The organism is Paenibacillus sp. LT-B23, from assembly GCF_059417685.1.
This window is the reverse complement of sequence record NZ_JBSQBM010000019.1, coordinates 14,137-28,973: the sequence shown is the minus strand read 5'-3', so window position 1 is coordinate 28,973 and position 14,837 is coordinate 14,137. Positions and strand designations below refer to the sequence as shown.

The 14,837-nt window shown below is 45.3% G+C and carries 8 protein-coding genes; 7 read left to right on the top strand and 1 reads right to left on the bottom strand.

All coding sequences use genetic code 11. The annotated features are described in order from the left end of the window. Window positions 1–1,164: 1,164 nt before the first annotated feature. Window positions 1,165–2,844, bottom strand: coding sequence for a hypothetical protein (locus ACWXW9_RS21225; protein ID WP_494931035.1), 1,680 nt, complete (start codon window positions 2,842–2,844; stop codon window positions 1,165–1,167). A 326-nt stretch (window positions 2,845–3,170) separates the two neighbouring features. Here ACWXW9_RS21225 and ACWXW9_RS21220 point away from each other — a divergent pair, with 326 nt between their 5' ends. The 7 genes from ACWXW9_RS21220 to uidA all read left to right on the top strand — a co-directional run bounded on the left by ACWXW9_RS21220 (window position 3,171) and on the right by uidA (window position 14,815). Beyond that, window positions 3,171–5,000, top strand: coding sequence for a sensor histidine kinase (locus ACWXW9_RS21220; protein WP_494931034.1), 1,830 nt, complete (start codon window positions 3,171–3,173; stop codon window positions 4,998–5,000). Window positions 5,001–5,028: 28 nt separating this feature from the next. Then, window positions 5,029–6,612 (top strand): response regulator transcription factor, encoded by a 1,584-nt coding sequence (locus tag ACWXW9_RS21215; RefSeq protein WP_494931033.1) that lies wholly within the window; start codon window positions 5,029–5,031, stop codon window positions 6,610–6,612. Between the two features lie 162 nt (window positions 6,613–6,774). Next, on the top strand, window positions 6,775–7,683 hold the full coding sequence (locus ACWXW9_RS21210) for an ABC transporter permease (protein WP_494931032.1): 909 nt from the start codon (window positions 6,775–6,777) through the stop codon (window positions 7,681–7,683). Between the two features lie 2 nt (window positions 7,684–7,685). After that, window positions 7,686–8,555: a carbohydrate ABC transporter permease gene (locus tag ACWXW9_RS21205; protein ID WP_494931031.1), complete on the top strand. Its 870-nt coding sequence runs from the start codon at window positions 7,686–7,688 to the stop codon at window positions 8,553–8,555. 58 nt (window positions 8,556–8,613) lie between these two features. Beyond that, the gene (locus ACWXW9_RS21200) at window positions 8,614–10,194 is read left to right on the top strand and encodes a type 2 periplasmic-binding domain-containing protein (RefSeq protein WP_494931030.1); all 1,581 of its coding nucleotides are present in this window, start codon (window positions 8,614–8,616) and stop codon (window positions 10,192–10,194) included. Window positions 10,195–10,300: 106 nt separating this feature from the next. Next, window positions 10,301–12,976, top strand: coding sequence for a glycosylhydrolase-like jelly roll fold domain-containing protein (locus ACWXW9_RS21195; RefSeq protein WP_494931029.1), 2,676 nt, complete (start codon window positions 10,301–10,303; stop codon window positions 12,974–12,976). A 36-nt stretch (window positions 12,977–13,012) separates the two neighbouring features. Then, window positions 13,013–14,815 carry a beta-glucuronidase gene (uidA, locus tag ACWXW9_RS21190; RefSeq protein ID WP_494931114.1) on the top strand — a complete coding sequence of 601 codons (1,803 nt, stop codon included), beginning with the start codon at window positions 13,013–13,015 and terminating at the stop codon, window positions 14,813–14,815. Window positions 14,816–14,837 lie beyond the last annotated feature (22 nt).

The window sequence follows — 14,837 nt, the reverse complement described above, 5'->3', positions numbered from 1 at the left end:
AAAAGGCATTAAGTCCGGCATTTCTTAATTATTGCTATCCGGGTTATTATATATGTAGTTCAGATAGATAAAATTTCATCAATAAATCCAAATGTGAAGTTGCTATTATACTAGGCTATTATCTCTAAATTGGTAGGTGGTGCGTAAAATTACGTGCTTGATGCTCACAAGAGAGAGCTTTACTTTCTATCCGCACATGCATTGATCACTCAAATCGAAGGATATATTTATCATTTGTTTACTTAAACAGGAATAATTCGCAACAAAGTGAAATGATGGAATTTATGAAGGGTAAATAGATACCTTCATTATGCCGAAGCAATGTCAGGATTCTGTTTGACCATACTATCATTTGTGGTATGGGGAATAGTCCGTTTGTGAGATAAACACGTTAAGGCTTAATTCCATATCAAATCGCAAAAATGCCTGAATTTATTAAAATATCATGAGATTCATGATGTTTTAGTAAACTCGGGCTTTTTTGGTCATTATTCGTAGTAAGGGTGATAGAAGATGATAATCGAAAGATATTTACAATAAGCTAAAATTTGCTGATAGCAGGCTCGCCGATTTTCTAAGTGAGATTCCAGCCGAACAACTGGAGCTTTCAAAGGATATTATCGAGCACATGCTAGTTATATTTTGGGTGCAGACCTCAGTGAAAATGTTTATTTGGCCTTGACAGACCATCTCCATTTTGCACTTGAGCGCCATAAGAAAGGCTTCGGTATGATCAAGTGATAAATATGGATTGATCCATCACACCTACCGCATTAATTACTTACGCCAACATTTTGAGAAGCAATTGCTGACCGGCGGAACGGGCTACACAAGCTGAAGTCATATTGATTGATCAGTATGTCAACGTCCGAGATTTCTAAACACTAAGTTCATTTATGTTAGTGTTCAACTTATCATGGGACCATCTTATTGTTAGTGCCGAGTGTCTTTGCTACCGTTTTTATTCCATTTTTTCGTTGATGTACTTTTTTCACTGCTTATATGAAGTCCACGTCGTACGTCTTCTCCATTTTCCCCACGAAAGAATAGCTCCCAAAACAAGAAAAGCCCTGATTATAGTTTGGAACAAAGGTGTTTGTTTGTAATCCTGCACCCCGAATTTTCATCCGGGGTGCTTCTCAGTGTAAATGCAAAATTCATCTACTATTCTAAAAGATCTTTGATATTTAAAGTGATTCCGTTATAGGTAGCATAACCATAGCTTTTTGGTTTGCCGTCTACATCTGTATCAAACAACAGGCTAGCAGGCGTAGGTCCCGTCATGGGGGAGAAGGTTGCCCTAAAATTCATTTCACCTTGTTTGTCACCTGTTAATTGAACATTAGCTTCATAACGGCTTTCACTGGCAAAACTAGAGTTTGTCTTCTCATATCCATTGTAGAAATTCACGCCATCATCGCTAAAGTTTACGTACTGAACTTCCGATTGGCCTGAGAACAATGATGAACCTGTTCTTTTGTAATAAAGGTATCCAGAATTTTTTCCAGCAATTTTCCCATCTACATTCCCATACACAGAGTCCAATACGCTTAAATCTTTAATACCGTACGGAATATTATCCGTGGTTGGTTTAATCGGTACAGTTTTTTTAGGCTTATAATCAAGTAATTTTGCTTTCTGAACCCGCATTTGAGAACCATTGCTGCCTCTTAACACCTCAAGCCACATAGCACGTTTACCATCGGGGTGCCAGGACATAGGGGAGTAATAAACCCAATTCTCATCCGTTGTGAGTTGTACGCCTTGATATCCTTCCTGGTGAATAGAGCGGTTAATGTCGATCAAAGCCGGGCCAACGTTGCCCTCTCTGAAATTGCGTACCCCGGTTACGGCATAGGTGTACAGCAAATACATCATATCCGTTGAGGTATATATACCGTAGGGTCTAGGCATGAGTCCAAAAATGGCAGGATCCGTATCTTCCGAGAATCTTGTAGTCATTGTCATTCCCAATCGTTCATCAGGGGAAAAGATCGTTGTTTCATTATATCCGGGAGTATAAGTGATCTGCGTAACACTTGCAGAATCTAAATCCTGTACTATGGAATCCGGTGTACTGTAATACATTCCCCCGACAATGGATATGGCATTCCCCCCTTTGACAAATTGCTTCACTTCTCCGCCCCGCAAGGGCTTGGGAGTGAAAAAGCCTGGGTTATTCGGGTCGTTTTCAAGGGAGTGTATTGTACTAATAAGCTGCACATTTTCGAGAACATAGTTATCCGTATGACGCTCCAAGACACCAATCGCTGCCGCAGCACCAATATCCGAGCGGAGCATAGTCCAGCTCATATGCTTATTGTCAGGCGCTATGATGATTTCAGACCAATGTTTGAACGTATCTGGATCATTTACTAATATCGACGGAAATTCGACGGGAACTAAAGTTGTACTTAAGGAATTGTCGATGTTAGGCGAACATTCAAGGACATAATCCCCCAGCAATACCCGCTTATTATCCTGGAATGGCATAATCCGGACCCCGGGCGACTTTGGTTTTGTCGGGATGACTCCAGAGTAGATGACCTTGAAATTCGTTCCATTATCGTTGAGAACACCTATGTTCCAAAAATCGGCTGTATGGATATCGTTCTCTGTTTTATAAATAATAAGGACCTTCCCTGAGTACGTGTAAGTACTGCTTTCCAGCACCTTCACATCATCCGGTAATGGAATAGTGCTTATTTCCACTCTTCCGATCCCATTGTTTCTGGCTTCCGAACTGTTGTTGTCTGAAGAGCTGATGGAAGCAGCCTGAGTTGGTATTCCCATTGATAATAATAAACTAAGCACCGTGAAGACTAAAAAGTAGCTTTTTTTCATCCATTTCGCCTCCAAATAACCAGTATTTTGTTATCGCTTGCTACAATCATCAAAATGGTTCGATCCTACCGACATCTGTTTTAAAATGATCAAGTACATTGGTACTTATTCTCACCTCCCTTGCAAAAATTGTAGAATTATAAAAAAAGATATAGAAAGGATAATATATCACCTTTCGTAAAATATAAGCAATGGAAAACAAATGATCAACATGTTATTTTTAAGCTAAACACAGTCATTTTTATGATTATTAAGGAGATTAGTGCAAATGGAGGTTGCAGCGTGTACAATGGGACAAAGGACGCTTAGCAGAGGAAGGATCAAAGATGATGCATGATAAGTCGTTCCACGGAGCAGTGACGAAGCTAAGGAACATGAGGCTTCAAAATAAACTGTTGATGGGATATCTAGTGGCTTGTGTCATTCCATTCTTAATTGTAAGCGCATTCATATATCATCAAGCGGCTGCAGAATTGGAGGATTCCTCTCAAGAATTTGCTGCCTTATACACCTCGCAGCTTGAGACCACCTTGAATCAGTTCATGGAAGAATATGATAGGGTAACCAAGTCGGTCCTTGTTGATAACGACATCATTAACAAACTGGGTGACACACGGAGCCAGCCTATAGACCAACAGGCCCTCCAGCGATTGACCATACAGCGGCTGCTTATGAGGGTAGCCATACTGAGACCGGAGATAGGTAATCTGATGCTAATCGGCGAAGACAACAGTGTCTACCAGTATTCCAATACCACCAGCATGGTAAACGAAACTTCACTATTGTCGCAAGAATGGTACAAGCGGCTGCGCGGCTCGAACGAAAAACTTTTTATTACAGGATTGCACGACCGCTCTTATTATGAGGATCGGGGGGACGGCGCTCTAATCACTGTCGGCAGAGTGCTGCTCGGCTCAGACGGAGCGTTCAGGGGAGTAATCCTTATCGATCTTGATCCGTTTAACCTCCTGGAATTAAACCAAGACTTTGTGTCGGCCCGGGATAAATACGGTATGAGTGTTACCATCAGCAATGCATTGGGAGAAACCATTTATCATTCCGATGCGGCCAGCGGCCGGGTTACCTGGAAGCAAGTGCTGGAGTCGGACATCGATTATACCAAGGATACGAGCAGCAAAGACCTGATTATTCTCTCCGGAAGCACCCGAATAGGACAACTGGTTATCAAGACACAGATACCGCGCGAGAAGTTGCTATTGAAGATCAGTAAAGTCAAAGAAGTGACGATTATAGCGATCTCTGCGGGATGGCTGGTGATGACTGCGATTTCGATGGGAGCCAGCTATCATATTACAAAACCGATCAAAGCACTTCGCAGAAGCATGAAGCAGGCGGAGAACGGGCAATATGTGCCGATCGAGAGCAGCCAGCAAGCCAATGACGAGATTGGAAATCTGGTGCATACCTATAACAGCATGATCGTGACCATCCGAACCTTGATCGAAGATGTGTATATAGCCGAAATCAAGCATCGAAAAGCCAAGTTCATGGCACTTCAAAATCAGATCAATCCGCATATGCTGTATAACACATTAGAATCCATTCGAATGAAGGCATTATTGAAGGATGAGAATGAAATCGCAAGCATGATCAAGATCTTGGCGCGGATGTTTCGTTTGGTGCTTGGGAAGGAAGGCAAACAGCATTCGATTATGCACGAGCTGGAGTATACAGAGAATTATCTGCAGCTTCAGAATATCCGCTTCGATAACAGCTTCAAGCTGGACGTACGCATTCCAGAGGCCATGCAGCAATGTAGCATTATTCCGCTCGTTTTTCAGCCAATCGTTGAGAATAGCATTAACCATGGTTTTCAGGGCTACAGCAAAACAATGCAAATCCTTATCGAAGGTACATGGACCGAGGAAGGAGGGATTAAGATCCGGATCACGGACGACGGATGCGGAATCTCACCATCAAAGCAGGCGGAATTACGGGCTATATTGGATGAGGCTGACTTTGACAAATACAAGTTAGAGCATGGGAAGGAATTGGCAGGCAAAGGCCTCGGTTTGAAGAATATTGCGGAGCGAATCAAGCTGCACTATGGTGACTCGTATTATCTGTCGCTTCTTTCTAGTGATGGTAACGGTACAACGGTAGAAATACATATTCCCATGATACAGTCGTTGTGAACAGTAGAGCAACAAGGGAGGTATCAGTATGAAGGTATTTCTGGTGGATGATGAGAAAGGGATTGTCACTGGTCTTAAAACCATCATCGAGCGTTTTATCCCTGAATGCGAAGTGGTTGGTGTAGCATACAACGGCCTGGAAGGTTATCAATTGATTCGTAAAAAGCAACCGGACATTGTCATTACTGATATTCGTATGCCTCAGGCTGATGGCCTGGTTATGATTCGTATGCTCAAGGAAGAGGATTGCCGAGCGGAATTCATTTTGTTAAGCGGTTATGCGGAATTTGAATACGCCCGCAAAGGCTTGCAGTTGGGAGCCCGATTTTATATCAACAAGCCGGTTGAGGAAGAGGAGCTGCGCAGCTGCGTTTGCCAGGTCATGGAGCTGGTCCGTGCGGACAGGGCTAAACTGCAGGAAGTAGACGAGTTGAAGCAGGAGGTGTATAACCGTATCCAGGAAGATGTATTGCGGGACATCCTGGATACTAGCAGTGATCAATCAGACCTTATGGGAGAGTTGCTTCGAATCGCTCAATTTCCAATGGAGGCAGTCAGGTTTGTGTCCATCATGCTTGAATTCGATGGCAGTACGGATCTCCTGAAGGAACTTGGTTTTCAGCCAGTATTCCGACAGATAGACATAGCTCTGGGACAGTACCGGAAAGTGTATCGGTTTCGATATTCGGTAGCCCAGATTGCTGTAGTGATTGCCCATGGCAGTATCATTGATTATGACGCATTGGTCCGTACCATGAATCGTCTGAAGGAGACGATCTATCGGGAATTGAAGCTGTCTATTACTGTTGGAGTCGGCACGGTGCAGGAGCAGGCAATGGGAATTAGCCAATCTTTTGAGGAAGGAAGAAATGCGCTAAGTTACAAAGTCATCAAGGGAGCACACGCTGTAATCCCATTTTCCGATATCATGAATATGACTAGAAGGGGTCACACCGTACCTGAAGAGGTCATAGCCAAATTGGAAGCAGCTCTTGAGAACATGGACGAGATAGGATGCGTGAATGTCATCTGCGAGATTTTTCGAGGGATGGAAGCCGAACCAAGCATGAGCCCGGCAGATCTCCAGTTGAAATGCTTACACATTCTTTTATCAAGCATCCGAAAGATGTCTTTTCAGCAACTGCAGCAGAACGAATTCCTGGGCCGGAACATCTTGTCTTTAGAGGGCATTTCAAGGTTTCAAACGCTGGAATACCTGGAGGAATGGATGATTCAAGTCATTCGAGGGATTCTTGTATTCAAGCTGGAGCATAATATTCCCAAAAAGAAGGATATGATCACAGAGATCAAGGAATACGTACAGATGCATTACAATGAACCCATTAGCCTAGCAGATCTGGCTGCCCGATTTTATATAAGCCCTTTTTATTTGAGCCAGGTTTTCAAACAAAAGACGGGGGAAACCTATTTGAATTACTTAATACAGATCCGAATCGATAAAGCGAAAACTCTGCTGGAGAGGACCGATTTGAAAATATATGAAATCTGCCAGCAGGTAGGGTACTCGGATCCACAGCATTTTACGCGGATGTTCGAAAAGCTGACAGGGTGCAGACCCAGAGAATACCGGAAGAATCTACCGAGCGTGTAAAGATGCTTACTCAGCCACTCCACAAAGGAGTGGTTTTTAATTATACCTTAGACTTAAAAATGGCTTTGTTATCCTTAAAAATGCCTGATTGAGCGTAGAGTATCCTGGCTATATATTATAAATGTAAGCGGATTCAATAAACATGCACTGGGGGGAACAACATTGAAAGCTATTGCATTTCACCGCATGAGGGTGCACTGGCCACTGTACGTGATGGCGATTCCGGGAATCGTTTTTCTCATCGTATTTAAATACATTCCGCTGGCTGGTGCTGTAATCGCCTTCAAGGATTATTCTGTGTTCCAGGGGTTCGCTGATAGTCCCTGGGTAGGCCTCAAGCATTTTAAGTCCTTGATTGATCATCCTGACTTCGCTCGAGTGTTCGGCAACACCCTGATGCTGGGAGCTCTCAAGCTCGTACTGATCTTCCCGGTACCGGTACTGCTGGCGCTGATGATCAACGAGATTCGAAAATCGGCGCTGAAGAAAGGAATCCAGACCGCTCTGTACATTCCGCATTTTTTGTCTTGGGTAATCGTTGGAGGTATTCTCTTCGATTTCTTTTCATTAAGCGGATTGTTCAACATTATTATCAGGTGGTTCGGAGACGAGTCGGTGCTAGCCATGCAAGAAAGCGCATACTTCCGGCCGATTTACGTGCTTGCTTCGATATGGAGGGATGCCGGATGGGGCACCGTGGTGTATATGGCTGCCATAAGTGCGATTGATCCTCAGCTCTATGAATCAGCAATGATCGACGGCGCATCGAGATTTAGGCAAATTCGCCACATCACGTTCCCGATTCTCTTACCTACCGTGATGGTACTGTTCTTGCTGGAAATAGGAAATTTCTTGGATCTCGGCTTTGATCAGGTGTACAATCTGCTCACTCCGATGACATACAACGTAGGAGATATCCTGGATACGTACGTGTTCCGAACTGGCATTCAGCAGGCGCAGTATAGTTTTGCTACGGCGGTAGGGCTGTTTCAATCGGTGATTGGATTTATTATGGTATACACGTTCAATAGGCTGTCGAAGAAAGTATCCGATGATGGGGGGCTCTGGTAGATATGCCTGAATCGAGAGGGGAAAAAGTATTCGTTACGGGAATTACAGTCTTTCTCATCCTGTTTTCCATAATAGCGATCATACCGCTCCTGTCCGTGATCGCGACCTCGTTCAGCTCCAAAAGTGCTGTCGATATGAACCTGGTCACATTATGGCCGAAGCAATTTACGCTGGATTCATGGATGTATATCATCGATCGTCCCGACTTATGGAAATCATTTTTCCTGACGCTGGGCTCCACGGTGATCGGCACGGTATTGGCGCTTCTGATGACCGCCTTGTTCGCGTACCCACTGTCGAAGCCCGAGTTCCGCTGGGGTTCCGTCATTATGGTGGGGGTTGTGATCGCTATGATCTTCAAGGCGCCTATTGTGCCTTATTTCCTGACGGTTCGCAGTATCGGCCTTTATGATAATCCACTGGTTCTGATCGTGCCGCATATTCTGAATCCGTTCAATCTAATCATCATGAGAACCTTCTTCAAGCAATTTTCCAAGGATTTGGAGGAAGCCGCCCTTCTTGAGGGTTGCGGGTATTTCCGAATGCTATTCCAATTCGTGCTTCCGTTATCCAAGGCTGTACTGGCAACACTTGCTTTATTCTACGGTGTGGTGCTCTGGAATCAGTTCCAGCATCCTCTCTTTTTCCTGCAGGATACGAACTGGTTCCCGCTGCAGATCAAGATTAGACAGTTCATCACCGACGATAACGTAATTATGGCGGGGGCCGCATCAACGGCTAATCTCAACTATAATGAGCGGACCTTGAGAGCAGCAACCGTTATTTTCGCAATTCTACCAATCATTTTGGTATATCCTTTCTTGCAGAAATATTTCGTCAAAGGAGCCATGATCGGCTCCGTAAAAGGATGAAGTTTACCGGTTTTTTATTAAACCGTTCTAAACTTAAATACGTTCAAGGGGGAAAAGTATGAAACTTAAAAAGACTGGCTTGCTCCTGGCCGCAATTATTCTTGCAGCTACTGCAGCAACGGGATGCAGCGGAAACAAAAACACTTCCGAAGGTCCAGCGGATACGAACCAGAATCAGACCTCTAGCGGAGATAATGTTGTCGATATTGAAGTGTGGGGAACGAACATCGGTTATAAACCAGTCGAGAAAGGCAGCAAGCTGTATGAATTATACAAGGAAAAGCTTGGCGTAGGTGTCATCAATCCTTATGTGGAATGGAATGGAGGCACCAACTACCTGAATCAGTTGAACCTGAAGATCGCTGCTAACGAAATGCCGGATCTATTCATACCCCAGCAGGGCATTGAGGACAGTCTGGCTAAAACCGGTGCGATTGCCGATCTGACTGAGCTGTTGCCTAAATATGCACCGAATGTATGGGAAGCCTTTCCACAGGATATGTGGAATGTGGTCAAGGCGAACGACCCTACCGGCCAAGGGAAGATCTATTATATTCCGGGTATGGTGGACTACGGAAGATACGCCGGCATGATCCGCCAGGATTGGCTCGATAAGCTGGGGCTGTCAATGCCGAAGACCCAAGACGAATATGTACAGGTGCTGAAGGCATTCCGGGACAAAGATCCTAATGGCAATGGTCTAAAGGATGAGATTCCGACAGGCGGTCGTGAGCAGGCCCGCTGGATGGATCATTTGTTCGCCATGTACGGGGTAGCCATGTTCGAAGGCTATCCGGAATGGGATATTTACGACGGGCAGCTGACTTATTCTGCGGTAACTCCGAATATGAAAGCAGCTTTGGAGTTTTTGGCTGAGTTGTACAAGGAAGGATTAATAGATAAGGAGTCGCTGTTAAACACAAAGGATAAGTGGGATGGCAAAATTCAGTCTGATAAAGTAGGGAACTATTTTCATTGGATCGAGCATGGGAATTTGATTTTAGAAAACTTAAATAAAAACACGGGCGTGAAGGCTGAATTTTCCGTTCTCCCCGTACCACAAGTAGAAGGCTATAAGGGCTTCTACACCTGGAAGAGATTTGCCCCCCCTCAATGGGTCGTCAAGAACAATAAAGATCAAGAGAAGTTAATGGCCACTCTGAAGCTGCTGAACAACATGTACGATAAAAAGAATTGGAAAGATTTGTTCCTCGGCGTGGAAGGAATGCACTATACGATGAAGGACGGTAAAGCTGTCAAACTACCTGATGACAAGAGCACTCAGGAAAATATGATTCTTAATACATCCTCGAGTGTAGCGACACTTGATTTTACTACCGAGCTCTTCGAGAGCACTGCATCAGAAGGCAATAAGTGGGCCATTGATCAGGTCACCCGAAATATGAAGGAAGCCCAACAGTATGCCAAGATCATTGCTGGCGACGGTATGCCGGCGAGTGTGTATGACGGCTACCCGGATATTAACAATCGTACGCTGTATGTGGAATACGCCACCAAGATTATTCTTGGGCAATACCCGATCAGTAAGTTTGATGAATTCGTCGAGAAGTGGAACCAATACGGTGGTGAAGAGGTTACGAATCGTGCCAGAGATTGGTATTCAAAAGTGAAGAAATAAGTTATTACCATGATGACCCGTCCGGCATCCGTTTGAAGCCGGGCGGATATTTCTATCTAAACCGCGACATCTGATGCTTGAGACTAAGCTGAAACAGGGGGCAATTATGAGAAATCGATTAATGGAAGTATTGGAGGGCCAGGAACATAATTATATCCTTCCTTTTCTCTGGCAGCATGGCGAGGAAGAACAGGTGATTCGGGAAGAGGTGGCTCGTGTTCATGAAGCCGGAATCGGGGCTATTTGTGTGGAATCTCGGCCACATCCGGATTTTCTTGGACCAAAATGGTGGAAGGATATGGACATTATTATGGAGGAAGCCCGAAACCGAGGCATGAAGGTATGGATTCTTGATGACGATCATTTTCCAACGGGACATGCGGGAGGAAAAGTAAAGGAGGCTCCGGCAGAGCTTCATCGCATGTTTTTGGGGGAACGTTATATCGATACGATCGGTCCTGCCCAAGGAACATCTCTGTTGCTGGATACCTTACTGATGTGCGGGCTTCGGCCAACGATCTCGCAGTCCCAACACGCGAGCAGTAAAAATAAGCTGGTTTCTGTTACCGCGGTCCGCCGCAATCCAACTGATGGAACATTGCTTGATGACTGTGTCGATATAACTGACCTTGTGCATGACGGTATCCTCTATTGGGATATCCCTGAAGGGTATTGGCGAGTATTTATTATTTCAGAAAATAAGGATGGCGGCAGTAAAGAGCAGAAAGATCATTTGAACCCGCTTGACCGGGATTCGGTTCGTATTTTGCTCGATACGGTATACGAGGCTTTTTACGAACGGTACAAAGCGGATTTCGGACAGACATTTATCGGCTTTTTTTCAGATGAGCCTGGATTTTACAATGATGAGAAAACCTTTGACTTCAATTCTCGACCGGGAAAACAGGGAGTGCCGCTTCCCTGGAGCCGAGAGATGCCGGCTTTACTTGAACAGTCGTTAGGAATGGAATTTCGTAAGCTCCTATATCTTCTTTGGCAGGATGCGGGAGAACAGTCGAAGATCGCACGGTTTACCTATATGAATATCATTAGCAAGCTCTATGCGGACAATTTCTGCGGCCAAATCGGAGCTTGGTGCAGAGCTCGCGGGGTAGAATACATCGGGCATGTTCTTGAAGACAACAATGTTCATGCCAGGCTTGGTCCCGGTGCCGGACACTTCTTCCGCTCGCTCTGGGGGCAAGACATGTCGGGCCTTGATGTCGTGCTATGGCAGATCGTTCCCGGCTTCGATGAATTGTCTTTCCGCCAGCCAACGGGGGGAGAGACAGATAGTGAATTCTTCCACTATGGCCTCGCCAAACTCGGTGTGTCGCTCGGGCACATCGATCCGAAGAAACAAGGTCGGACGATGTGCGAAGTATATGGGGCGTATGGCTGGACGGAAGGGCTAAAACTGATGAAGTGGGTCACAGACCATATGCTCGTTCGCGGCGTTAACTATTTTGTTCCGCATGCCTTTACCCAAAAAGCATTTCCGGACCCGGATTGTCCGCCGCACATGTATGCGGGTGGGAAAAATCCGCAGTATCGCTACTATAAGCAGTTAAATCGATATATGAATCGGATCAGTCATCTGATTTCGGAAGGAAGGCATGTGGCAACCGCGGCCGTGGTGTATCACGCTGAAGCCGAATGGTCAGGAGAAGCGATGTATTTCCATAAGCCGGTGAAGGAATTGATGCAGCATCAGATCGACTGCGACGTTCTGCCCATCGATGCTCTATTGGAAGCGGCCACCGTTAAGGGCGGGAAACTGCATGTCCACCGCGAAGATTATGAGTGCTTGATCGTGCCCAATGCGGAAGCGCTTCCCGCGGCGATGGTTCAGCGCTTGGTCCAGTGTGCCGAACTAGGATTGCCTGTTCGCTTTGTTGAAGGGCTGCCGGTACGATCAAGCGAGGGCATTGACGTGTCTGTTGAACTGTCAAGGCTTGCTGAGCATCGGAATGTGAAGGTGATCGCTTTAGATAAGCTGGCGCAGGAGCTTATTGGGGACGGACATTTCGATATTAGAAGCGGCAAATACGCACAGTATCTTCGGAATTATCACTACAGCCATGACGATTTGGATGTGTTCATGTTCTTTAACGAAAGCCCGCATCAAGTGATTCGTACGAAGATTGTTTTGCCTGTCCAGGGCGATGTATATGCCTATGACGCCTTCCTGAATCGCTTGACCCGTCTGGATGCAAATGAGGAGGACGGTGCGAAAGCGGTGCAGCTCGTTCTTCATCCGTATGAATCCATCGTGTTGCTGCATGGAGCTGTACCTGAAGGTTATGCGGTCCCGCTGCCTCAACATGCGATGGGTTCGGAATATGAGCTAAAAGGTGAATGGACCGTATCCATCGCTGAAGCCGAGCAATATCCTCATTTTCAGGAGTGGGGAAGACTGTCGGCTTTAACGAATATGAGCGGACCTGATGGCTTGCCTCGATTTGTGGGCACCTTCCGATATGAAACGGAATTTGCGTGGAACGAATCCACGAACGGGGCTCTGCTGGAATTGGGCGAGGTGTATGAAACGGCAGAAGTATGGCTAAACGGCGAGCAAGCGGGGGTACGCATCTGTCCGCCTTACCGCTTCGAGATCTACAACCTGATCAAGCAGGGTACAAATAAACTTGTCATTGAAGTTACGAATACGTTGGTGAAAGAACAGCGCGACTTCTTGTCGTCCTTTGCGCAGCAGGAGCCAAGCGGGCTTATTGGGCCCGTTCAGGTGAAAAGTATTTCCATGTCCGAGAATCGAAGATAAATGATGCTTAAAAAATATCATAAAGGGGCCGAATGGATGTTATACCCTATTATAACGGAAACACGTGTAATGCTGGAGTTGAATAGTATTTGGAATTTTAAACTTGACTCTGGAAACGGCTTTGCTGATGAGTGGTACTCAAGGAAACTGACTGACACCATACCGATGGCGGTGCCTTCCTCTTATAACGATATAGGCGTCACATCTGATATCCGGAACCATATTGGCTGGGTTTGGTATGAAAGGAAATTTGTAGTTCCCAGTCTGCTTCGATCCCAGCGACTTGTCTTGCGGCTCGGCTCAGCTACGCATGAAGCAAAAGTTTATGTGAACGGGGAACTGGTTATGGAGCACAAAGGTGGGTTCACCCCGTTCGAAGCCGAAATCAATCGGGTTTTACAAAATGGACATAACCGGTTGACAGTAGCGGTGAACAATATTGTAAACCATTCCACCATACCTGTTGGACACTATACCGAAAAGGAAATCGATGGGCATGGGAAAATTATTCAAAACACCCCGCATTTCGATTTTTTTAACTATTCGGGAATCCATCGGCCAGTCAAGATTTATGCCACTCCGCAAACGTATGTAAACGATATCACAATCGTTACTGACTATGCGAACTTTTCTGGGATTGTAACATACAAGTTGGATATTGTCGGTGATGCCCAAGCGAGAGTAAGTATTATCGACGAATCCGATTCTGTTGTGGCACAAGAAGCTGGCTTGGAAGGTACGTTGAGCGTCCAGAACGTAAAGTTGTGGGAACCGTTGAATGCTTTTCTTTACACTTTAAAAGTAGAACTATTGAAGGGCGAAGAAGTCGTCGATGTGTATGAACAGCCTTTCGGTGTAAGAACTGTAGAAACCAAAGACGGCAAATTCTTGATCAATAATAAGCCATTTTATTTTAAAGGATTCGGAAAACACGAGGATTCCCCCATTAACGGAAGAGGGTTCAACGAATCGGTAAATGTTATGGACCTTCTTTTAATGAAGTGGATGGGTGCCAACTCTTTTCGGACATCACATTATCCATACTCCGAGGAACTCATGCGTCTGGCTGATCGTGAAGGTTTTGTCGTTATCGATGAAGCACCGGCCGTTGGCTTAAACTTAAACTTCAATGCATTCACGGGTACAAACAGTGGGAATAGCAGCACAACTTGGGAGAGAATCAAGACACATGAGGCTCATCATGAGGTCATTCGAGAGCTGGTGGCACGGGATAAGAATCATGCGTGTGTAGTTATGTGGTGTGTGGCAAACGAACCAGGGGCGGAGGAGGAAGGAGCATACGAATACTTCAAGCCGCTGGTGGAGTTGGCCAAAGACTGTGATCCCCAAAAAAGACCGGTTACCATCGCGACGATGATAAAATCCACCCCTAAAAGTTGCAAAATTGCAGATCTAGTGGACGTTCTGGCTCTGAACCGATATTACGGATGGTATTACGATGTTGGTGAGTTAGAAATTGCAAAAATTCATCTTCGAGAGGAATTAGAAGGCTGGAATAAGCGATGTCCGGGAAAGCCAATCATAATGGCGGAATTTGGTGCTGATACCATTGCCGGCTTCCATGAAGTTGATCCTGTTATGTTCACTGAAGAGTTTCAGGTGGAGTACTTGCGTATCAATCATGAGGTTTTTGATGAATTCGACAATTTTATAGGAGAACATGTTTGGGCCTTTGCTGATTTTAATACAAGCCAGAGTGTCAGACGGGTGCAAGGAAACAAGAAAGGGATTTTCACTCGTGAAAGAAAGCCCGAATTCGCAGCTCATGAACTGCGAAAGAGATGGAATACCATTTCTGACTTTGGGTACAAAAGATAAAAAAAACGGAAAAAGGAGTGTT